Raw genomic sequence first — 22,132 nt, forward strand, 5'->3', positions numbered from 1 at the left:
CAATCCCCCCTTTATTGAGCGTTGTATAAAATTACTGCGGCAGTCGCCAGCAAGTTGAGTAAAGTTAACGGCAGGCAGACTTTCCAGCCAAATGACATCACTTGGTCATAACGCGGACGCGGCAATGCGGCACGGATCAGAATGAACATCACCATGAAAAATGCCGTTTTCAACGCAAACCAGATGAAGGAAGGCAATAAAGGCCCATGCCAGCCACCAAAGAACAGTGTGACGATTAAAGCAGATACCGTCACGATACCGATATATTCCCCGACAAAGAACAAACCGAATTTCATGCCGGAATATTCGACGTGATAACCATCCGCCAATTCCTGCTCTGCTTCCGGCTGGTCAAAAGGGTGACGGTGACACACCGCCACACCAGCAATAGCAAAGGTCAGGAAACCAAAGAACTGGGGAATGACATTCCACATATGTTGTTGTGAATTGACGATATCCACCATGTTGAAGGAGCCAGCCTGTGCTACGACACCCATCAGAGCAAGACCAAGGAAAACTTCATAGCTCAGTGTCTGTGCCGATGCGCGCATTGCCCCCAACAGGGAATATTTATTGTTGCTCGACCAACCGGCAAACAGCACAGCGTAAACCGACAAACCTGCCATCATCATAAAGAACAGAATGCCGATGTTCAGATCCGCCACCATCCACGTTGGGCTGACTGGCACGATAGCAAACGCCAGCAGTAACGAGCAGAAAGCAATGATTGGAGCCAGAGTGAAAATAGCCCGATCGGAGAAACGCGGTACCCAGTCCTCTTTAAAAAACATTTTGAGCATGTCAGCGACGAGCTGCAATGAACCGCCCCAACCCACACGGTTTGGCCCGTAGCGGTTCTGGAATAGCCCAAGCAGGCGGCGTTCACCGAAACTCATGAACGCCCCGCAAACAACAACAACCAGCAGAATGACAACCGCTTTCAGAATAGTAATCAAGACTTCAATCACATCGGGAGTAAACCAACTCATTGTGCCATCCCCCGTAAGTTATTGACTGATTTACCCGCCAGAACAGGTGGAATACCCGGCATTCCCAGCGGCAGGCCAATCTGACCCTGCACCAGATTGCCGCTTAAGCGCACAGCCAGACGCAATTGTTGACCCGCACAGTCAAATTCCATCATGGAACCTTCTTTCACATTCAGATGTTCAGCATCCTGATGATTTATCATCACATACGGCTCAGGCATACGTTCCTGTATTACTTCTGCACGCTGTGACAATTCTTCACTGCCGAACAGGTGGAAATAAGGCGCGACATACCATTGGTTTTTCTGTGCAGCAAATGCAGCCGGAATGCTGTCAAAGTAGTTCAACCCACCATCGGTCGTTTCAATCAAACGCATACCAGGATCACCGAAACGCAGTTTGCCACCGACTTCCGCCTGGAATTTGTTCCATGCCTGCGGGGAGTTCCAGCCGGGCGCCCATGCAAATGGGATTTGCTGACGTTCGGCAAACGGGCTGTTGTTCCCTTCCATTGAGAAAGCAAATGCCGTGTCGATATCCTGCGGTTGGCGCTGCTCATGGACACTAACATTGGCCAGCATTGCCGTACGGCCACTGTAACGATGAGGTGAACGAGCCAATTTCTGACCACGGATACGGAATGTGGAATCCGGAGCGGCATTAACGATACCTTTGAATTGAGGCATAGCTTTGACACAAGCTTCAATCACATGGTCAAGTTGCGCCCAGTCAGTCTGGCATTGTGCGTAAGTGGTATACAGGGAATGCATCCAGCGCCAGCTTTCCAGCATAACGACAGATTTGTCATAGAATGACGGTTCATAAACCTGAAAATAGCGCTGGGCACGGCCTTCCTGATTCACCAGCGTACCATCACTTTCGGCAAAGCTGGCAGCTGACAGAATCAAGTGAGCCTTATCCATGATAGCAGTACGTTGATGATCAACGACGATCAGATTTTTCAGGCTGCCTAATGCACTGTCAATCTTATCGGCTGCCGCATGCCGATAGAGATCATTTTCCACTACAATCGCGGTATCAGAATCGCCTTTGGCAATACGCTGCAAAGCGACATCCAACGGCTGTGCTTCCATCATCGCCAGACCGAGGCTATTAGCATAAGCCGCAACAAAGGAAAGCCCAACATTTGCACCTTTGTCTTTCAATGCCCATGCGATATTGGCCGCCGCCTGAATCAATGCATCACTGCCAGCATTACTACCACTGATAATCAATGGTTTTTTCGCATCACGCAGTGCCTGTGCAACAATTTCTACCTTCGTTTTCAGCTCATCCGGCAGGTCATTGACGGCGGGTGCAATGCTGTTCAGGGCATGCGCCACAGCAAAACCAAATCGGGCTTGATCATCAGTTGGTGCACGGTAATTCCATGCTGCAATATCATCCAGTCGGGTATCATCAACGCTGGTTAAAAACAAAGGATATTTGGCGTGCTGACCGATATTCATCACTGCGGCAATCTGCCAATCAGCCACTTTCTGAGCCGCCGCCATTTCACGCGCCTTGCCCTTGACCGCCTGGCGTACAGACAGTGCCATGCGAGCCCCCGTTTGGGTCAGATCTTCACCCAAAATCAGTACTGCATCGTAACCTTCGATCTCACGCAGGGATGGAGTATAGACGCCGCCTTGCTGAAGAATTTCCAGTATCATATCGAGTCGGTTCTGTTCTTCCACGGATATGCCGCTATAGAAGTTTTCTTCACCAACCAGTTCACGCAGAGCAAAGTTGCTTTCAATGCTGGCGCGTGGCGAACCGATACCAATAGCATTTTTGGCCTGACGCAAAATATCCGCCCCACCCTGCATAACCTGCTCGGCATTCAGTGAAATCCACTGATCACCACGCAATTGCTGTGGCTGACGAGGACGATCGTCACGGTTAACATAACCGTAGCCAAAACGACCACGGTCACACATAAAGTAGTGGTTAACGGTGCCATTGTAACGGTTCTCAATCCGGCGAACTTCACCATGACGTTCACCGGGACTGGTATTACAGCCAATACTGCACTGTTGGCAGATGCTTGGTGCAAACTGCATATCCCACTTACGGTTGTAACGCTCTGAATGGGTCTTGTCGGTAAATACCCCTGTCGGGCAGATTTCAACAAGGTTGCCGGAAAATTCACTCTCCAGCGTACCACTTTCAGTGCGACCAAAATAAACGTTGTCATGAGCACCATAAACGCCAAAGTCTGTGCCGTCCGCATAATCTTTGTAGTAGCGAACGCAACGGTAACAGGCGATGCAGCGGTTCATTTCATGGGCAACAAATGGCCCCAGTTCCTGATTTTGGTGAGTACGTTTGGTAAAACGGTATTTACGGAATGAATGCCCCGTCATCACCGTCATATCCTGCAAGTGACAGTTACCCCCTTCCTCACAGACAGGGCAGTCATGGGGATGGTTGGTCATCAACCATTCCACGACACTTGCGCGAAATTGCTTCGCTTCTTCATCATCAATGGAGATAAACGTGCCTTCTGTCGCTGGTGTCATACAAGACATCACCAGACGACCACGCGTATCTTCCGCGTTCTGATATTGCTTCACCGCACACTGGCGGCAAGCGCCAACGCTTCCCAGCGCTGGATGCCAGCAAAAATAAGGTATATCCAGCCCCAATGAGAGGCAGGCTTGTAACAGGTTATCAGCCCCGTTTACATCATATTCTTTGCCGTCTACATGTATCGTAGCCATAGTCAGCATGCTTCCCAATGGCCTGCCGTGGCAGGCGTTAATCAAAAATTCTGCTTGAGCGAACCGTTCTTGCAAACAAGCCTTACCAGCGCTGCTTAAGCAGGTTTGGCTGAATGCCCGCAATCAGATTGGTGTTGCCGTAGTCTTTGGTGACAATTCCCGCTTCAAATTCATCACGGAAATATTTAATAGCACTCTGCAAAGGCTCCATAGCGCCGGGCGCATGGGCACAGAAAGTTTTGCCGGGGCCGAGGAAACGGCAGAGTTGTTCCAAAGTTTCGATATCACCAGGCTGACCTTTCCCGTTCTCAATGGCGCGGAGGATTTTAACGCTCCACGGCAAACCATCACGGCATGGCGTACACCAGCCACAGGATTCACGGGCGAAAAACTCTTCAAGGTTACGGGTCAGGGAAACGATGTTGATCTCATGATCAACGGCCATTGCGAGTGCAGTTCCCAAGCGGCTGCCTGCTTTAGCGATATTTTCAAAATCCATCGGCAGATCAAGGTGATCCACAGTCAGGAAATCGGTTCCCGCTCCGCCGGGCTGCCAAGCCTTGAATTTCAGACCGTCACGCATACCACCCGCATAATCTTCGAGAATTTCACGGGCAGTGGTGCCAAAAGGCAGTTCCCAAACGCCCGGATTTTTGACCCGACCGGAAAAGCCCATCAGTTTGGTGCCGGCATCTTTACTTTTGCCTTCGCTCAGACCGATGTACCACTCTTTACCATATTCAAGGATCGCAGGGACGTTACACAAGGTTTCAACATTGTTTACACAAGTTGGTTTACCCCATACGCCGGACGTAGCCGGAAATGGAGGTTTTGAACGGGGATTCGCCCGACGTCCTTCAAGGGAGTTAATCAACGCGGTTTCTTCACCACAGATATAACGCCCTGCGCCGGTATGAACAAACAGTTCAAAATCAAAACCACTACCAAGAATATTTTTACCGAGCAAACCGGCCGCTTTAGCTTCTTCAATTGCTCTGCGCAGATGTACCGCCGCCTCGACATATTCGCCACGCAGGAAGATGTAGCCGCGGTAGGCTTTCAACGCAAATGCGCTGATCAGCATCCCTTCCACCAGCAGATGAGGCAGCTGCTCCATCAACAGGCGGTCTTTGTAGGTTCCCGGCTCCATTTCATCCGCGTTACACAGCAAATAGCGAATGTTCATGCTTTCATCTTTTGGCATCAGGCTCCACTTCAAGCCCGTGGAAAAACCTGCTCCACCACGCCCTTTCAAACCAGCATCTTTCACCAGCGTGGTAACTTCATCAGGAACCATGCCCTTCAGTGCTTTTTCAGCTCCTTTATAACCACTCTTGCTACGGTATTCATCCAGCCAGACAGGTTGTTGGTCATCACGCAACCGCCATGTCAGGGGATGAGTTTCCGCTACGCGGATAATTTCTTTCACTCCTGAGTGCGTTGTCATGGATACTGCTCCAGTAGTTTTTCAATTTCTTCTGGTTTCACGTAACTGTGAGTGTCCTCATCAATCATCATGGTAGGCCCCTTGTCACAGTTCCCCAGACAACAGGTTGGCAACAGTGTGAAACGCCCATCTTCCGTAGTTTGCCCCGGACGAATGTTCAAGTGCATTTCTATCGCTGCCTGAACATCCTGATAACCTGTGATGTGACACACAACGCTATCGCAATAGCGAATAATGTGACGCCCTACTGGCTGGCGGTAAATCTGGCTGTAAAACGTCGCCACCCCTTCCACATCACTGGCGGGAATACCCAAAACTTCAGCAACGGCATAGATGGCGCCGTCCGGCACCCAACCACGCTGTTTCTGCACAATTTTCAGTGCCTCAATTGACGCGGCACGCGGATCTTCGTAATGGTGTTTTTCCTGCTCGATGGCATCACGTTCTGCGGTACTCAGTACAAACGCACCCTGTGTCTGAGCGTCCGTTACGTTAATCACATCAAGACGTACTTGCTTGTTTGCGTTAAATTCACTTTGCATCGTTAGCGATCCACATCAGACATAACAAAATCGATACTGCCCAGATAAACGATCAGGTCAGAAACCAGACTGCCGCGGATCACCGATGGGATCTGCTGCAAGTGAGCAAAACTCGGTGTACGGATGCGGGTACGGTAACTCATAGTGTTACCATCACTGGTCAGGTAATAACTGTTGATACCCTTGGTTGCTTCAATCATCTGGAATGATTCATTGGCAGGCATAACCGGACCCCATGACACTTGCAGGAAGTGGTTGATCATGGTTTCGATGTGTTGCAGGGTACGCTCTCTGGGTGGTGGAGTGGTCAGTGGGTGATCCGCCTTGAACGGGCCTTCTGGCATATTCTTGAGACACTGCTCAAGGATGCGCATGCTCTGGCGGATCTCTTCCACTTTCAGCATGACACGGTCGTAACAGTCACCGTTATAACCTGTTGGCACTTCAAAATCGAAGTTCTCATAGCCGGAATAAGGGCGCCATTTACGCACGTCAAAACCGATACCAGTTGCACGCAAACCTGCACCTGTCACGCCCCAGTCCAATGCCTGCTTGGAGTTATAAGAAGCTACGCCTACAGAACGCCCTTTCAGAACACTGTTTTTCAGCGCTGCCTTGACATAGGAATTCAAACGTTTTGGCATCCAGTCAAGCAGTTCACGCAGAAGTTTATCCCAGCCTCGGGGCAAGTCATGAGCAACACCGCCAATACGGAACCATGCTGGATGCATACGGAATCCGGTAATCGCCTCGACGACATCGTACACTTTCTGACGGTCTGTAAAGGCGAAGAACACTGGAGACATTGCGCCAACGTCCTGAATAAATGTACTGATATAGAGTAGGTGGCTGTTAATGCGGAACAACTCAGACAACATGACGCGGATAGTTTTCACGCGATCAGGCACATCAATGCCAGCCAGTTTCTCAACGGCCAGCACGTACGGCATTTCGTTGACACATCCTCCCAAATACTCGACACGATCGGTGTAAGGGATATAACTGTGCCATGACTGACGTTCACCCATTTTTTCCGCACCACGGTGGTGGTAGCCAATATCGGGAACACAATCAATGATTTCTTCGCCATCAAGCTGAAGAACAATGCGGAATGCGCCGTGAGCTGAAGGATGATTGGGGCCGAGGTTGAGGAACATGAAATCCTCACTTTCGGTACCGCGTTTCATACCCCACTCTTCTGGTTTGAAAGTCAGTGCTTCCATTTCCAGATCTTCTTTCTGCTTGGTCAACATGAAAGGGTCGAATTCCGTAGCGCGTGCGGAATATTCCTTGCGCAGCGGGTGTCCTTCCCATGTATCCGGCATCAGGATGCGACGCAAATTCGGATGACCATTGAATGTAATCCCGAACATCTCCCACGTTTCACGCTCATACCAATTAGCATTAGAGTAAATTGACGTGATGGTTGGGATATTCAAGTCTTTTTCATTGAGTGCGACTTTCAGCATGATGTCACGATTACGCTCAATGGAAATCAAGTGATAAAATACCGAAAAGTCTGCCGCAGGAAGCCCCTGTCGGTGAGAGCGCTGACGCTCATCGACACCATGCAGGTCAAACAGCATGACATAAGGTTTGGGCAATTTTTTCAGAAACGTTATTACTGCCAGTAATTGTTCTCGCCTAACCCAGACAACCGGCATACCGGTACGGGTAGGCTGGACGGAAAAGGCCTCTGGGCCAAATTGACGATTAAGCTCGCTTACAACCGGATCATCAAAGTGATCCTGAGTTTCCCAAGCAGGCCGTGCGCTTTCTTGCGCTATCTGATCTGTCATCATTCTTCACCACAACGCTTGATCAGGGTTTATTGTGATCGCAACACATTGCTCTGGTTACGTACGCTATATGGCTAAAAGCCTTAAATTTCGTCTGGGGTACGCAGGTTTTTCACTGCAATACGTTCACCGCGCTTCCGTTCTCTTTCTGATTGCATATTAGCGCGGTAAACCCCCTGATCGCCGACAACCCATGATAGAGGGCGGCGCTCTTTGCCTATAGACTCCTGCAACAGCAGCAGTGCTTGCATATAGGCTTCGGGGCGGGGAGGACAGCCCGGGATATAAACATCAACAGGGATAAATTTATCGACCCCTTGAACTACAGAATAAATATCGTACATACCGCCGGAGTTTGCACAGGCACCCATGGAAATTACCCATTTTGGCTCAAGCAGCTGGTCATACAGACGTTGAATAACGGGTGCCATTTTGACGAAGCAGGTTCCTGAAATCACCATGAAGTCGGCCTGACGTGGGGATGCCCGCAATACTTCTGCGCCGAAACGCGCAACATCGTGAACGGCGGTAAATGACGTCACCATTTCTACATAACAACAGGAAAGTCCGAAGTTATAAGGCCACAAGGAATTCTTTCTTCCCCAGTTCACCATGTCATGCAAAGCATGTTCCAGTTTACCCATATAGACACTGCGGTGAACGTGCTGCTCCAGGGGATCATTGACAAGTTCCTGTTTTTGCAGGGGATAACGGTCATTCTCACCGTTCGGTTCTATGCGGGTGAGCGTATAATCCATCTTTATGCCTCGCTATTTACTGCATATGACTGTTGTTGGTATGAATGTCAGCACTGGGTTGACTGACTTGACGTTGTGAGCGTACAGGAGTCCAGTTCAGTGCTCCGATGCGAGCCAGATAAACCAAGCCTGCCAATAACACCAAAATGAAAATACTTGCTTCGGCAAAACCCAGCCAGCCACTTTCTTTAATAGAAACTGACCATGCGTATAAGTAAAGGGCTTCAACATCGAAGATGACAAAGAACATGGCGACCAGATAAAACTTCGCTGACAGGCGGAGACGGGCGCTGCCGACAGAATCGATACCCGATTCATAAGGTATGTGTTTCGCTCTGCCTTTTGACCTGCCCCCCAGGAAGTACGCACCCAATAACATAAGCGCACACAGACCAAAAGCACCTAGCAGGAAAACTGCAAACGCCCAGTGATGGGCAAAAACTCCAGTGGATGTAGACATACTCGTTGCTTACTCATCAAAAGTGGTGTCAAGATGTCTGCTTTTTTGCCGGCAGTGTTGCACCACATCGACTCATGGGAAGGGATAACAACCAAATATGAAACAGTGCTAATCAATATCATTAATAGCTTGAATCGTCTTGGTTTTTATTCCTCTAAACAATATTTTGCCTGCATGGCAAAAGCGACTACCTATTTATTTACAAACAAAAAACCATTAATTAACAGATTGTGCTTATATATCGCTAAAACGTGTCAGTCGAGTAAAAAGCCACCAACACGCTATAACTAGTTTAACCGATAACTCGACTTTACTACACTATTATCTCAGGAAAAACCTGTCTTTCCACCGCACTGATCAGAGTATTTTTATGATCGAGTGCACAATTTCATTGAAAAATATTCAACACTTGAATGTAATTCATTCAATCATTAATAAATTATTTCTAAAAAGGACTATAGAACCGTAATCTAGCAACTATTTCCAAAAGCGAGTTTATTTTATCAATTTAAAAAAATGAAAGTTGTTAACAAAACAACATTCCTTTAACTAAAATTCGAAAGAGATAGGAAAATTAATAGGGTATATTTTTGGAGGGAAATATCAGAAATGGAAACGAAAACCTGAAGAACTATTAATAACAGTTTAGAGAAAGGCTAATATCTCTACAAATAAAATGGAAATATTAGCCTATAAAACACGTAATACTTACTCGTCTATATTTTCAACAGAGGATATTTCAACTGATTCATCAATCTCGTCGGTTTCATTAGATTCGATAGTAGTTACGGTATAAGGTGTTTTCTTATTTTCTATTGCATCAAAAACAGTCAGGACAGATTCATTCTGTTCGTTACTGTTTCGATACAAGAAAAATTGTATTTCTGGCAGGCGTGGCAACCCTTCACTTTCCCCCAAAATTCTTAGATCTGCATTCTGCATTTCCAGAGGGCGGGCAGTAATGCCAACTTCAGCATTCACAGCTGCACGAACAGCTGATAGGGAAGCCGCTTCATAAGCAATACGCCATGAAATACCGGCCGTATCCAGCGTATCCAGCGCGATCTGACGGAATGGGTTGGTTTCATCCATTACAACCAACGGTATAGCTTCGTTCGTCTGCAACTGAAAATCAGGCGCACAGTGCCATAGTACAGGCGAGGAGCGCAGAACCGTTTTTGGATGGTGATTAATTTTTGCTGTGGTCAATGCCAAATCAATTTCATGGTTATCCAGCATGCTTTCAATAAACTGAGTGCGTTTGATTCGCACATCAACAGCCATGCGTGGATAGACAGAAGCAATGCGATTTAACAGGAAAGGAAGAAGGGTATCAACAGTATCATCAGATGCCCCTATTCTTAATTCACCGTCAGCATCATTGTACGTCAATGATGCAGTAGCATCGTCATTGGCACGCAAAATCTGGCGTGCATAACCAAGAAGTTGAAGCCCATGTTCAGTCAGGAGCTTGTTACGTCCGTGGCGAGCAAACAATTCTCTCCCCACAAGATGCTCCAGACGTTGCATTTGCTGACTCACAGCCGATTGCGTTCTACAAACTGCTGCTGCTGCGGCTGCAAAAGTATTTAAGTCAGCAACGGCAACAAAAGTTCTTAGCAGATCGAGATCGAGGTTTATTATCTGACGATTTGCATTTATCATTGTTTATTCATCACTTTTTTTTGATTTTAATTACTAACTAACCTGGTGTTTTTACTTCAGCAGTATCAAATAAAATAATACCGATTGTGACATTACTCTACTCTATTAAAGAGGGCAAAGGTTTACTGCTTTTTTTTTACTATCTATATAATCATGGGTTTTAATTTCTCCTTTCTTAACAAAATTTATGCAATCTCCAAATTAAAGCGGAGATAAAACTCTATTTACATCACATAATCACTAATTTCCAGTACAAATATCCTTTTTCTGACTTACCTCAAAGAATAGAGTAACTGAATGAAGAAAATTTATCTCAACCGAAAAATATTAACATTCTTAATGGTTTTACTTTTTCATTGAAAAGTCCTGAAAATGTTACGGGTAAAAATTCAAAAACATTGTCAAAGTATCATGTGATAAAAACCTTAATTAACTTTACGTCAGTAAAGATAAATTATAAGAATACATTATACAAACCTTCTTACTTTTATTGACAATTCGAGTTCCATTTAATGTTACAGACTAAAAATTCATCATTAAATTACCTATTTTTTCATTCAACCAACTAAAAACACGTCATTATTTGAAATATAAAACCAAGAATAAATAAAAATAAAGAATAAAACACCAATAAAATACGCATTTTTAGAGGGCAAACTTATACATTAGTCTTTAAAACAACCGTTTTCACCAAAGATATCAAAGCATCTTCAAAATACAGACCGGGAGGAGTACATTAATCATTACACTTTAATCACCACACCTTGTATGCCGGGTAAAACCCACTTATTGCCACGAGGTTAAGGCACTCTATGTTTTCCATTAATAAATCCAGCAAATTAGATAATGTCTGCTATGACATCCGGGGTAATACCCTCAAAGAAGCCAAACGACTTGAAGAAGAAGGCAATAAGATACTGAAATTAAACATTGGTAATCCGGCGCCATTTGGCTTCGAAGCACCCGATGAAATTCTGGTCGATGTTATTCGCAATCTTGCAACCGCTCAGGGATACTCTGATTCGAAAGGGCTGTACTCCGCGCGCAAAGCAATCATGCAGCATTATCAAGCCAGAAATATGCTGGATATTACCGTTGAAGATATCTTTATTGGTAACGGTGTTTCTGAGCTTATCGTTCAATCCATGCAAGCTCTGCTCAATACTGGGGATGAAATGTTGGTACCTGCGCCGGATTATCCTCTCTGGACAGCAGCGGTATCACTTTCCAGCGGCAAGGCTGTTCATTACCTATGTGATGAACAACAAGGCTGGTTCCCTGATTTAGATGACATTCGCCGTAAAATCACCCCGCGTACCCGGGGGATTGTCATTATTAACCCGAACAACCCAACCGGAGCGGTATATAGCAAAGAGCTGCTACTGGAAATCGTGGAAATTGCCCGTCAGCATAATTTGACTATTTTCGCCGATGAGATTTACGACAAAATTCTGTACGATGATGCCCAGCACCATTCCATCGCGGCACTGGCTCCCGATCTCTTTACCGTTACCTTTAATGGTTTGTCAAAAACCTATCGCGTTGCGGGTTTCCGTCAAGGCTGGATGGTACTGAATGGTCCGAAAAAACAGGCCAAAGGCTATATTGAAGGGCTGGAGATGCTGGCATCCATGCGTCTTTGCGCCAACGTCCCTATGCAGCACGCCATTCAAACAGCTTTGGGTGGCTATCAGAGCATCAGCGAATTTATTTTTCCGGGCGGTCGCCTTTATGAACAGCGTAATCGTGCATGGGAATTGATTAATCAGATCCCAGGTGTTTCCTGCGTTAAGCCCATGGGTGCTCTGTATATGTTCCCGAAAATAGACACCAAACGTTTCAACATCCATGACGATCAAAAAATGGTACTGGATCTGTTATTACAGGAAAAAGTGCTGCTGGTTCAAGGTACAGCGTTCAATTGGCCAGAACCTGACCATTTCCGTATTGTCACATTGCCACATACAACTGATCTGCAAATAGCGATTGAGAAATTTGCCCGATTTATCGGCAATTATCGTCAATAAGCATAACCACCCTGCGTGAATATTAGAGCCGTTTAGGCTCTAATATCTCTATGCCGCACATATCCCCCACACTCTCATTCAGTACAGATTCCAATTGCCTTTCACAACTTATTTTGGCTCTTAATGGGTTTACTTCCGTCCTGACTCCGCCCACAATTAATCACATTGTTGTCCCGCAGCAAGAGGAAATTATGAGTCATTTTTTCGCCCAGTTATCTCGCCTGAAGTTGATCAATCGCTGGCCTCTCATGCGAAATGTACGTACAGAAAATGTTTCAGAGCACAGTTTGCAAGTCGCTTTTGTCGCCCACGCACTGGCGGTGATCAAAAACCGTAAATTCAACGGCAGTCTTAATGCCGAACGGATCGCCCTGCTGGCCATGTACCATGATGCCAGCGAAGTCATCACCGGAGATCTGCCCACCCCAATTAAATATTACAATCCCCAAATTGCCCACGAATACAAAAAAATAGAAAAAATCGCCCAACATAAATTATTGACTATGCTGCCTTCTGAATTACAGGATGATTTTCGCTCTATTTTGGATGATCAGCTTCACACGGACGAAGAAACTGCCATTGTCAAACAGGCCGATGCGTTATGTGCTTATTTGAAATGTCTGGAGGAGCTATCGGCTGGCAACGCTGAATTCAATCAGGCCAAATCACGATTGGAAAAAACATTGGCCGAACGCCACAGTGAAGAGATGGATTACTTTCTGACAGTGTTTGTGCCAGGTTTCAGTCTTTCGCTTGATGAAATCAGCCTGTAACCACAATGCAGCTTCCTTGATGCGGAAGCTGTACTATTTAAACTTAGCCACCTGAAATCCCTGAAACAGTCGATTGGGAAAAAGATCAAAATGGAAAAAGTATCGGGATCATCGCCACACTAATCCCCATGACGATCAGCGTAAAAGGTACGCCAAGTTTCAGGAAATCAGCAAACCGATATCCACCAGGCCCCAGTATCAGCGTATTAACAGGAGATGAAACAGGTGTCATAAACGCAGCCGAAGCCGCAACACCAATAATCATCGCAAAGGGCAAGGGTGAAACAGACATCTGTTTCGCCGCAGCAATAGCAATCGGCGCCATCAATACGGCAGTCGCTGTATTGGAGATAAACAACCCGATCAGCGCACAGAGTACAAACAGGCACAACAGCATCACCCGCGGCCCCATGTTGCCGGCAATATCCATCAAGCCTTTGACAATTAAATCAATACCGCCCGTTTTTTGTAGTGCCAGAGCAAAAGGCATCATCCCGACAATCAAAATGATGCTCGGCCAGTGAATGGCACGATAGGCGCTTTCCATATCGATACAGCGAAATTTTCCCATTAGCAGGCAGGCAATCAAGGCAGCAACAAAATTGGGAATTTCATTGGTCAGCATCATCGCCACCATAAGGGCAAGGCAAAACAGAGCATGAGGCGCCTGTGATGCTGCAGGAGCGGCACTTTCCACTTCAACGGGCAGGTTCAACACAATGAAATCAGGTGTTTTGGTTTTCAATGCCCGAATCAGTTTCCAGTCGCCAATCACCAGTAAGGTGTCACCAAGGTGTACAGGTTCATCGACTAATTTTTCAACAATGGCTTTACCGCTACGACGAATCCCCACCACGTTGAGACCATAACGTGTGCGAAATTTCATATCACGCAACGATTTTCCCAATAGCTCTGATTCAGGGATCACAGAAACTTCGGCCATTCCCACATCACGGGACTGTTCCGAAAAATATTCCCCGCGCAATATCATCGGCTCTAACTGTTGCTCGCTGCAAAATTCTCGCAAATCCACATCGCTATCGGACATATCCACCAGCAGCACATCCTGCTGATGTAACTCAGTTTCACCGGTGGCAGCTACCATCACCCGACGAAACTTCCTCCAGCGTTCAATACCAACCACATTGGCACCATAGTGGGTACGCAGACTCAATTCATCCAGTGCATGACCAATCAATGGGGAGCCTTCGCGGACAGCAAGACGGCGGGCACGACCCGTTAATTTATAGTCACGGATCAAGTCACGAAACGTACGATGGTAACGTTCGTCCGGTTTCTGAAGTGCTTTCACGCCTAGCCAACGACGGGTAACAAGCATGTAAACAATTCCCGCCAGCAACACTAAAATACCTATCGGTGTAATGGAAAAAAAGTCAAAACCCCGCAGACCTTCACGCACCAATTCACTATTGACCACCATATTGGGTGGTGTTGCGACCAGCGTCATCATGCCACTAATCAAGCCAGCAAAACCCAACGGCATCATCAGCCGGCCTGGAGAGGTTTTCATTCTAGCGGCGACACTCAGGACAACAGGAATAAAGATAGCCACAACCCCCGTGGAACTCATGAAAGCCCCCAGCCCGGCAACTGACAGCATCAGCAGAGCCAGCATTTTGGTTTCACTGCTACCGGCAACACGAACCAGCCAATCCCCCATCTGGTAGGCAACGCCTGTCCTCACCAGCCCCTCGCCAATGACAAACAGAGCAGCAATCAACAAGACATTCGGATCACTGAAACCGATAGTGGCTTCATTCAGGGAGAGCGTACCACTCAGGACAAATACGATGATCACCAATAACGCCACAACATCCATTCTGACTTTATTGGTGGTGAAAAGAACAATGGCTACTAATAACAGGGTCAATACCCACAACAGTTCGCTATTCAATATGGCCTCTATCAACAGTATCTAATCAGCTATACCTTAAGGAATATCCCATCAGCAATACCAATCTGCCGATAGGCAGATTGGTCGTTATCAAGAGCCTATCGGTATAGGCATTAAGCGCGTAAGTAGACCATTTTTCTCAGGATAAATCCCTCGTTAAGATCAACAATTTTCCTCATTTAAGGCATAAATTGTTACATAACCGCCAGATTTGCTAATTTCAATGTCTTCCAGATTATTGAGCACAAGATGAAGTTCATCACGACGTGGAATACCCGGCGAATTATGGACAACCACCACCTGACAGCCAGCATCCAGACCCGCATGAATACCAGCAGCAGCATCTTCAAAAACCACACACTCCTCTGGCGACAGCCCCAGCATACTGGCTCCCAACAGATAAGGCTCAGGGTTCGGTTTCCCATTTTTGATACTCTCAGCAGTAACCCAATGAGCGGGCTCAGGCAACTCCGCCACTTTATGACGGACAGAAGCAAGGGGAACCGTACACGAAGTCACTATCGCCCACGGAATATCCAGCGCATTGAGTTTATCAATCAGTGCAATCGCACCGGGTAAAGCAGTAACCCCTTCTGTATCTTCTGATTCAATTTTTTCAATCCACTTAAAAGTGCGATTGATCTCCTCTTCACTTGCATCAGGCATAAAATGACGTAGTGATATCATAGCCGGAGTACCATGAACAAAACTCAACACTTCATCTCTATCGATGTCCATTTTATCTGCAAACTGGCACCATGCACGCTCAACTACCGGTAGTGAATCAATCAACGTGCCATCCAGATCGAATAAGAAACCTCTGCATTTCAGTACCACACCCAAATCCTCCAAACGCAATCATGCGTTAATAATCTGACATATCTCAACGGTGCTCAGGTGATATTGGCGAGGACAGCCAACATACGCTGACACTTATTTCACATCGGTGTCTAGGAGTTGAAACCATGACTGCCGAAATCAAGATGAGTATAACGCCCTTCTGTATCCATTTTTTATGAGTAGCGCAAAACAACCATTTATTGATCTGAAAGGGGGTTTATCAGTTAATTGATTCAGCAGCCGTCAGGGAGGGGATCTGACGGTTCAAATATCATCAAGGAAAGCGTTATCTAGTTGCTTGAATGCCCGTTTAAGCAATTCAGCCAGCGAGAAGTAAGTTGGTGTGCTTTCCACAGGCATCATGGCAATTCCCGCTTCGGCAAATTTCTCACGAATTTCATAAAACCATTTCAGCAGCCCTTCTGGTAAAGGCGTTGCTGCACGTTTTCCCAACCACCATAATCCCTGCAACGGCAAACTACAGGCAAACAGCGCGGTTGCGGCAGATGGCCCCAATTGCCCACCCAGTGCAATTTGCCATGTCAAAGTAAAAATCGCCAGCGGCGGCATGAAACGAATGCCAAAACGAGTCGCTTTGATAATGCGATTTTCAGGGAAAATTGGCGCGAGCTGTTTTTCCAGCGGCCACGTTTTCAAATATTGCTGCCCTAATTGTACTCTCTTAAACCAACCTTGGTTGACAGGTGGCGTCGTATTCATCATGACCTCAATCAATTAAAGGTATAATTTTTAAAAAATTCCTACAACAGATAAAATCTTTTTTGTAGTATTAATACTATTAAGTATATTTTGTCTTTATTGCTAGCAAACGGTATCCTACACAGACTTTTATGTCGTTGCAGTAGCAAAACAGAAAAATTGTCCTTTTTCGCAACACTTTGGTTCAGTTTGTTAACAGATTATTTCATTTTTTAACATCATTCTTATTCAAGATTAGATCACAACAAGATAATAGGTATTTCCATGTCAAGTAAGCTGGTACTGGTTCTTAACTGCGGTAGCTCCTCCCTGAAATTCGCTATCATCAACCCTGCCAATGGTGAAGAATATCTTTCCGGTCTGGCAGAATGCTTTGGCCTGCCTGAAGCCCGTATTAAATGGAAAATGGATGGCGCGAAAAACGAAGCTGCTTTAGGTGCCGGCGCAGCACACAGTGAAGCACTGAACTTTATTGTTAATACTATTTTGTCTGAAAAGCCAGAACTTTCTGCGCAAATTTCAGCCATCGGCCATCGTATCGTTCACGGCGGTGAAAAATTCACGTCTTCCGTTATTATCACTGATGAAGTGATCCAAGGTATTGAAGCCGCTATCCCATTCGCACCGTTGCACAACCCTGCTCACCTGATTGGTATCGCAGAAGCGAAAAAAGCATTCTCTCATCTGGTTGAGAAAAATATCGCCGTATTTGACACTGCATTCCACCAGACTATGCCGGAAGAATCATACCTATACGCTCTGCCATACAACTTGTACAAAGAGCATGGCATCCGTCGTTACGGCGCACATGGCACCAGCCATTTCTACGTTACCCGTGAAGCCGCCAAAATGCTGAACAAGCCAGTGGAAGAACTGAACATCATCACCTGCCATTTGGGTAACGGTGGTTCTGTTTCTGCCATTGTTAACGGCCAATGTGTTGACACTTCCATGGGTCTGACTCCACTGGAAGGTCTGGTAATGGGAACTCGTAGTGGTGACATCGATCCTGCTATCGTATTCCACCTGCACGATGCAATGGGCATGAGCGTTGATCAGATCAATACTCTGCTGACTAAAGAATCTGGTTTACTGGGTCTGACTGAAGTCACCAGCGACTGCCGTTATGTAGAAGATAACTACGAAACCAAAGCTGATGCTAAACGTGCAATGGACGTTTACTGCCACCGTCTGGCGAAATACATTGGTGCATACAGTGCACTGATGGAAGGCCGTCTGGATGCGATTATCTTCACCGGCGGCATCGGTGAAAACTCCTCACTGGTTCGTGAACTGGCAGTGAAAAAAATCGCTCTGCTGGGCTTCGAATATGATCACGAGCGTAACCTTGCAGCTCGCTTCGGCAAATCTGGCGTTATCACTACTGATAACAGCCGCCCTGCTCTGGTGATCCCAACTAATGAAGAATTGGTGATCGCTCAGGATGCAGCGCGCCTGACTGCATAAGTCATATGATTTCAAGAACTGCCAGCAATGCTGGCGGTTCTCTATTCATGAATGCATTGATTAATATTTCATTGATATCTATTGCGTTGACTCATTTTTCATCTATTTATATAGCATTGAGTCACGTTGATTGACTGACGAGCAACCGTTAAAGAGGTTTCCGTGTCCCGTATAATTATGTTGATCCCTACTGGCACCAGCGTTGGTTTAACCAGTGTCAGCCTAGGCGTAATTCGCTCCATGGAGCAAAAAGGCGTTCGCCTGAGTGTTTTCAAACCTATCGCACAACCACGCCATAGTGGTTCTCAGGATCAAACCACATCCATCATCCGTTCTCACTCCAGCATGCACGCTGCTGAACCTCTGGATATGGCGTATGTGGAATCCCTGCTGACCACCAATAAGAAAGATGTGTTGATGGAAGAAATCGTGGCTCGTTACCACGCAAACACCAAAGATGCCGAAGTGGTTCTGATCGAAGGTCTGGTGCCAACTCGCAAGCATCCATTTGCACAGTCACTGAACTATGAAATTGCCAAGACACTGAATGCAGACATCGTGTTTGTCACGGCACTGGGTACCCATTCCCCAGAACAGTTAAAAGAGCAGATTGAACTGAGCCGTGCCGAATACGGTGGTATAAAAAACCAGAACATCATCGGTGTGATTGTTAACAAACTGAATGCACCTGTTGATGAACAAGGCCGTACTCGCCCAGATTTATCAGAAATCTTCGACGAAGCCTCCAAAGCGACCGTTGCCTACATCGATCCAAAAACCGTATTCAAAAACAGCCCACTACCTATTCTCGGTTGCATTCCGTGGAGTTTCGACCTGATCGCAACCCGTGCAATCGACATGGCGAAACACCTGAAAGCAGACATCATCAACGAAGGTGCCATTCAGAGCCGTCGTATTAAATCGGTGACTTTCTGTGCTCGCAGCATTCCTAACATGCTGGAATACTTCCGTCCGGGTTCTCTGCTGGTCACTTCTGCTGACCGTCCTGACGTGCTGATCACGGCATGTCTGGCCGCAATGAATGGTGTTGACGTAGGTGCAGTTCTGCTGACCGGCGGCTACGCTATTGATGATTCTATCCGTGAACTGTGCGAACGTGCATTCAACACTGGCCTGCCGGTTTTCACAGTGAAAACCAACACCTGGCAGACTTCCCTGAACCTGCAAAGTTTCAGCCTGGAAGTCCCTGCTGATGATCATGAGCGTATCGAAAAACTGCAAAACTACGTTGCACAACACATCAGCAGCGAATGGATCGATTCTCTGGCTGCTACTTCTGAGCGTCCAAACCGTCTGTCTCCACCTGCATTCCGTTATCAACTGACCGAATTGGCACGTCAGGCTGGCAAACGTATCGTTCTGCCAGAAGGCGACGAACCACGTACGGTCAAAGCAGCGGCTATCTGTGCTGAACGTGGCATTGCAGAATGTATCCTGCTGGGTGATCCGGAAGAAATCCGCCGTGTCGCTGCGGCTCAAGGTGTTGAGCTGGGCACGGGCATTGAACTGGTTAATCCAGCCGCTGTGCGCGAACGTTACGTTCCGCGTCTGGTTGAACTGCGTAAAAGCAAAGGCATGACCGAAGTTGTGGCGCGTGAGCAACTGGAAGACAACGTTGTTCTGGGTACGCTGATGCTGGAACAAGGCGAAGTTGACGGTCTGGTTTCCGGTGCAGTTCACACCACGGCGAACACCATTCGTCCACCGTTGCAGTTAATTAAAACAGCACCAAACAGCTCACTGGTTTCTTCTGTCTTTTTCATGTTACTGCCAGAACAAGTACTGGTTTACGGCGACTGTGCGATCAACCCAGATCCAACCGCAGAGCAACTGTCTGAAATCGCCATCCAATCTGCGGATTCAGCCAAAGCATTCGGCATCGATCCTCGCGTTGCGATGATCTCCTACTCCACGGGTAACTCTGGTGCGGGCAGCGATGTAGAGAAAGTTCGCGAAGCGACGCGTCTGGCACAGGAAAAACGTCCGGACCTGATCATCGATGGTCCATTGCAGTACGACGCAGCTATCATGGCAGACGTAGCAAAATCCAAGGCACCAAACTCACCAGTTGCTGGTCAGGCTACCGTGTTCATTTTTCCGGATCTGAACACCGGTAACACTACTTATAAAGCGGTGCAACGTTCTGCGGATCTGGTTTCCATCGGGCCAATGCTGCAAGGAATGCGCAAGCCAGTTAACGATCTGTCCCGTGGCGCATTGGTTGATGACATCGTTTATACTGTTGCACTGACTGCGATTCAGGCAGCTCAACAAGAAAACGCGTAATCTTCTATTTCTAAGTCGTTTTCTCTGATTGTGAGAAACATGATGAGATAACTGCGACAGATAAAATAACCCCATACTTTTTGGCTGGGGTTATTTTTTTATAGCAATAATCATCTTTTTTATTGGTAAGGTAATAAAAAGGGATCATCGTTAATTCATTTATATAAGTGAATTAAATATCCAATAAATTTTTTATAAAGATAATAATATTAAAAACCGACCTAAATCTTTTTGCTCCATTTAACTGACTATTTGTGAATATAGATTAATTTACCACTCTTTTTTCTATTACACGCTGCTTCCGATTTTTCCGCATACGCCACAAAACCTCCAATATCACAAACCATATCGGTGTGCCATATAATGCAACGCGGGTATCGTAATCAAACACCATAATCACTACTGTGAAAGCAAAGAATATCAAGGTACACCATGTCATTGGTATGCCCATAGGCATTTTATAGATGGAAATTTTATGCAAATCAGGACGTTTTTTACGATAAGCCAGGTAAGCAATCAATATCATTCCCCAGCTATAAATGACCATAATAGCCGCCACCGTTGAGACAATAGTAAATAATTTCATCACGTTGGGGACAATGAACAGCAGGAATACCCCGCTTGCCATGCAGATAACAGAAAATATCAAACTGAAGATAGGAACCGCACTGCTCACTGAGAGTTGTGCGAATTTACCATGCGCCAGCTTTTCTGTGGACAAGCCATACAGCATCCGGGTACACGCGTATAAACCACTATTAGCCGAAGACATCGCCGAAGTCAGAGCGACAAAATTAATCACTGCCGCCGCCGCAGGCAACCCAGCCAATGCAAACAGCGTCACAAACGGGCTGACTTCCGGGGAAATATTCGTCCACGAAGTCACGGCGATAATGCACATAATAGAAAGCACATAGAAAATGATGATCCTGATGGGAATAGTGTTGATGGCTTTCGGTAAAACTTTTTCTGGTTCTTTAGTTTCCGCAGTCACGGTGCCAACCAGCTCAATGCCAGTAAAAGAGAAAATGGCAATCTGAAAGCCTGCCAGAAACCCAAACATCCCGTTCGGCAAGAACACTTCAGGATCAGTCAAATGACGAACAGACGCTGTCACGCCATTAGGCGATGTCCATCCGACAAACACCATGCCGACACCGACGATAATCAGTGCTACGATTGCCACGACTTTGATCATAGCGAACCAGAATTCAGTTTCGCCGAATAACTGTACCGAAAAGAAGTTACACAAACATATCAGCCCCAAAAGTGACAGAGCTGTGAACCAGAGTGAGACATCAGGAAACCAATATTGGATATAGCCACCGCACACTACAACATCCGCAATACAGCTGACTACCCAGCTCATCCAGTATGTCCAGCCAAGAAAATAACTGGCTTTCTCACCGAGATAATCCGCCACAAAATCAGCAAAGGTTCGGTAATCCAGTTTTGTGAGCAACAGTTCTCCCATCGCCCGCATGACCATGAAAGCAAAAAAACCGATCAGCAGGTAAGTCAGGATTATTGAAGTGCCTGATACAGCAATGGTTTTTCCCGTTCCCATAAACAACCCTGTACCAATAGCCCCTCCAATAGCAATTAATTGAACATGACGTTTGCCTAATCCGCGGTGAAGTTTCTGCGCACCTGCGGATTGCTCCACAGGTGTTTTTACCGTCCTCGTCATCGATAACCTC

The 22,132-nt window shown here is 46.5% G+C and carries 16 protein-coding genes; 4 read left to right on the forward strand and 12 right to left on the reverse strand.

The genetic code is table 11. The annotated features are described in order from the left end of the window. Positions 1–11 precede the first annotated feature (11 nt). The 8 genes from nuoH to hexA all read right to left on the reverse strand — a co-directional run bounded on the left by nuoH (position 12) and on the right by hexA (position 10,383). Entirely contained in the window at positions 12–989 is a 978-nt protein-coding gene (gene nuoH, locus XBJ1_RS12320; RefSeq protein WP_012989311.1) for an NADH-quinone oxidoreductase subunit NuoH, read from the reverse strand. Next, on the reverse strand, positions 986–3,712 hold the full coding sequence (nuoG, locus tag XBJ1_RS12325) for an NADH-quinone oxidoreductase subunit NuoG (protein WP_012989312.1): 2,727 nt from the start codon (positions 3,710–3,712) through the stop codon (positions 986–988). Before nuoG ends, nuoH begins: the two co-directional genes overlap by 4 nt. 82 nt (positions 3,713–3,794) lie before the next feature. Beyond that, complete coding sequence (gene nuoF, locus XBJ1_RS12330; protein WP_012989313.1) at positions 3,795–5,159, reverse strand: NADH-quinone oxidoreductase subunit NuoF; 1,365 nt, start codon at positions 5,157–5,159, stop codon at positions 3,795–3,797. Further along, positions 5,156–5,701: an NADH-quinone oxidoreductase subunit NuoE gene (nuoE, locus tag XBJ1_RS12335; RefSeq protein ID WP_012989314.1), complete on the reverse strand. Its 546-nt coding sequence runs from the start codon at positions 5,699–5,701 to the stop codon at positions 5,156–5,158. The genes nuoF and nuoE overlap by 4 nt, the downstream gene beginning before the upstream one ends. A 2-nt stretch (positions 5,702–5,703) precedes the next feature. Continuing rightward, entirely contained in the window at positions 5,704–7,503 is a 1,800-nt protein-coding gene (gene nuoC, locus XBJ1_RS12340) for an NADH-quinone oxidoreductase subunit C/D (protein ID WP_173346399.1), read from the reverse strand. 80 nt (positions 7,504–7,583) lie between these two features. Continuing rightward, on the reverse strand, positions 7,584–8,258 hold the full coding sequence (locus tag XBJ1_RS12345; protein ID WP_012989316.1) for a NuoB/complex I 20 kDa subunit family protein: 675 nt from the start codon (positions 8,256–8,258) through the stop codon (positions 7,584–7,586). A 16-nt stretch (positions 8,259–8,274) separates the two neighbouring features. Further along, a complete protein-coding gene (locus tag XBJ1_RS12350; protein WP_012989317.1) occupies positions 8,275–8,718 on the reverse strand; it encodes an NADH-quinone oxidoreductase subunit A in 444 nt (147 codons plus the stop codon). Between the two features lie 708 nt (positions 8,719–9,426). Further along, positions 9,427–10,383 (reverse strand): transcriptional regulator HexA, encoded by a 957-nt coding sequence (gene hexA, locus XBJ1_RS12355; RefSeq protein WP_012989319.1) that lies wholly within the window; start codon positions 10,381–10,383, stop codon positions 9,427–9,429. 812 nt (positions 10,384–11,195) lie between these two features. Here hexA and XBJ1_RS12360 point away from each other — a divergent pair. Further along, the gene (locus XBJ1_RS12360; RefSeq protein WP_012989321.1) at positions 11,196–12,410 is read left to right on the forward strand and encodes a pyridoxal phosphate-dependent aminotransferase; all 1,215 of its coding nucleotides are present in this window, start codon (positions 11,196–11,198) and stop codon (positions 12,408–12,410) included. A 191-nt stretch (positions 12,411–12,601) separates the two neighbouring features. Next, the gene (gene yfbR / locus XBJ1_RS12365) at positions 12,602–13,183 is read left to right on the forward strand and encodes a 5'-deoxynucleotidase (RefSeq protein ID WP_038199049.1); all 582 of its coding nucleotides are present in this window, start codon (positions 12,602–12,604) and stop codon (positions 13,181–13,183) included. A gap of 85 nt (positions 13,184–13,268) precedes the next feature. Here the strand turns inward: yfbR and XBJ1_RS12370 are convergent, their stop codons facing one another. From XBJ1_RS12370 to yfbV, 3 genes are all read right to left on the reverse strand, one after another. Then, positions 13,269–15,098, reverse strand: a complete 1,830-nt coding sequence (locus tag XBJ1_RS12370; RefSeq protein WP_012989324.1) for an SLC13 family permease — start codon at positions 15,096–15,098, stop codon at positions 13,269–13,271. A 162-nt stretch (positions 15,099–15,260) separates the two neighbouring features. Further along, entirely contained in the window at positions 15,261–15,929 is a 669-nt protein-coding gene (locus XBJ1_RS12375) for a sugar phosphatase (protein WP_173346421.1), read from the reverse strand. A gap of 273 nt (positions 15,930–16,202) precedes the next feature. Next, positions 16,203–16,658 (reverse strand): terminus macrodomain insulation protein YfbV, encoded by a 456-nt coding sequence (yfbV, locus tag XBJ1_RS12380; RefSeq protein WP_012989326.1) that lies wholly within the window; start codon positions 16,656–16,658, stop codon positions 16,203–16,205. A 264-nt stretch (positions 16,659–16,922) separates the two neighbouring features. On the opposite strand from yfbV, the gene ackA reads away from it, so the two are divergent. After that, positions 16,923–18,125, forward strand: a complete 1,203-nt coding sequence (gene ackA / locus XBJ1_RS12385; RefSeq protein WP_012989327.1) for an acetate kinase — start codon at positions 16,923–16,925, stop codon at positions 18,123–18,125. Positions 18,126–18,287: 162 nt separating this feature from the next. Then, positions 18,288–20,432 (forward strand): phosphate acetyltransferase, encoded by a 2,145-nt coding sequence (gene pta, locus XBJ1_RS12390; protein WP_038199052.1) that lies wholly within the window; start codon positions 18,288–18,290, stop codon positions 20,430–20,432. A gap of 265 nt (positions 20,433–20,697) precedes the next feature. On the opposite strand, the gene XBJ1_RS12395 is transcribed toward pta, so the two are convergent. Continuing rightward, positions 20,698–22,122, reverse strand: a complete 1,425-nt coding sequence (locus tag XBJ1_RS12395; RefSeq protein WP_012989330.1) for an amino acid permease — start codon at positions 22,120–22,122, stop codon at positions 20,698–20,700. Between the last annotated feature and the right edge of the window lie 10 nt (positions 22,123–22,132).

Origin of the sequence: Xenorhabdus bovienii SS-2004 (assembly GCF_000027225.1) — a bacterium.
Lineage (GTDB): Bacteria > Pseudomonadota > Gammaproteobacteria > Enterobacterales > Enterobacteriaceae > Xenorhabdus > Xenorhabdus bovienii_C.

Excerpts from the sequence above, each read along its gene's own strand:
- nuoH (WP_012989311.1), bottom strand. The coding sequence starts at position 989 with ATGAGTTGGTTTACTCCCGATGTGATTGAAGTCTTGATTACTATTCTG.
- nuoG (WP_012989312.1), bottom strand. The coding sequence starts at position 3,712 with ATGGCTACGATACATGTAGACGGCAAAGAATATGATGTAAACGGGGCT.
- nuoF (WP_012989313.1), bottom strand. The coding sequence starts at position 5,159 with ATGACAACGCACTCAGGAGTGAAAGAAATTATCCGCGTAGCGGAAACT.
- nuoE (WP_012989314.1), bottom strand. The coding sequence starts at position 5,701 with ATGCAAAGTGAATTTAACGCAAACAAGCAAGTACGTCTTGATGTGATT.
- nuoC (WP_173346399.1), bottom strand. The coding sequence starts at position 7,503 with ATGATGACAGATCAGATAGCGCAAGAAAGCGCACGGCCTGCTTGGGAA.
- XBJ1_RS12345 (WP_012989316.1), bottom strand. The coding sequence starts at position 8,258 with ATGGATTATACGCTCACCCGCATAGAACCGAACGGTGAGAATGACCGT.
- XBJ1_RS12350 (WP_012989317.1), bottom strand. The coding sequence starts at position 8,718 with ATGTCTACATCCACTGGAGTTTTTGCCCATCACTGGGCGTTTGCAGTT.
- hexA (WP_012989319.1), bottom strand. The coding sequence starts at position 10,383 with ATGATAAATGCAAATCGTCAGATAATAAACCTCGATCTCGATCTGCTA.
- XBJ1_RS12360 (WP_012989321.1), top strand. The coding sequence starts at position 11,196 with ATGTTTTCCATTAATAAATCCAGCAAATTAGATAATGTCTGCTATGAC.
- yfbR (WP_038199049.1), top strand. The coding sequence starts at position 12,602 with ATGAGTCATTTTTTCGCCCAGTTATCTCGCCTGAAGTTGATCAATCGC.
- yfbV (WP_012989326.1), bottom strand. The coding sequence starts at position 16,658 with ATGAATACGACGCCACCTGTCAACCAAGGTTGGTTTAAGAGAGTACAA.
- ackA (WP_012989327.1), top strand. The coding sequence starts at position 16,923 with ATGTCAAGTAAGCTGGTACTGGTTCTTAACTGCGGTAGCTCCTCCCTG.
- XBJ1_RS12395 (WP_012989330.1), bottom strand. The coding sequence starts at position 22,122 with ATGACGAGGACGGTAAAAACACCTGTGGAGCAATCCGCAGGTGCGCAG.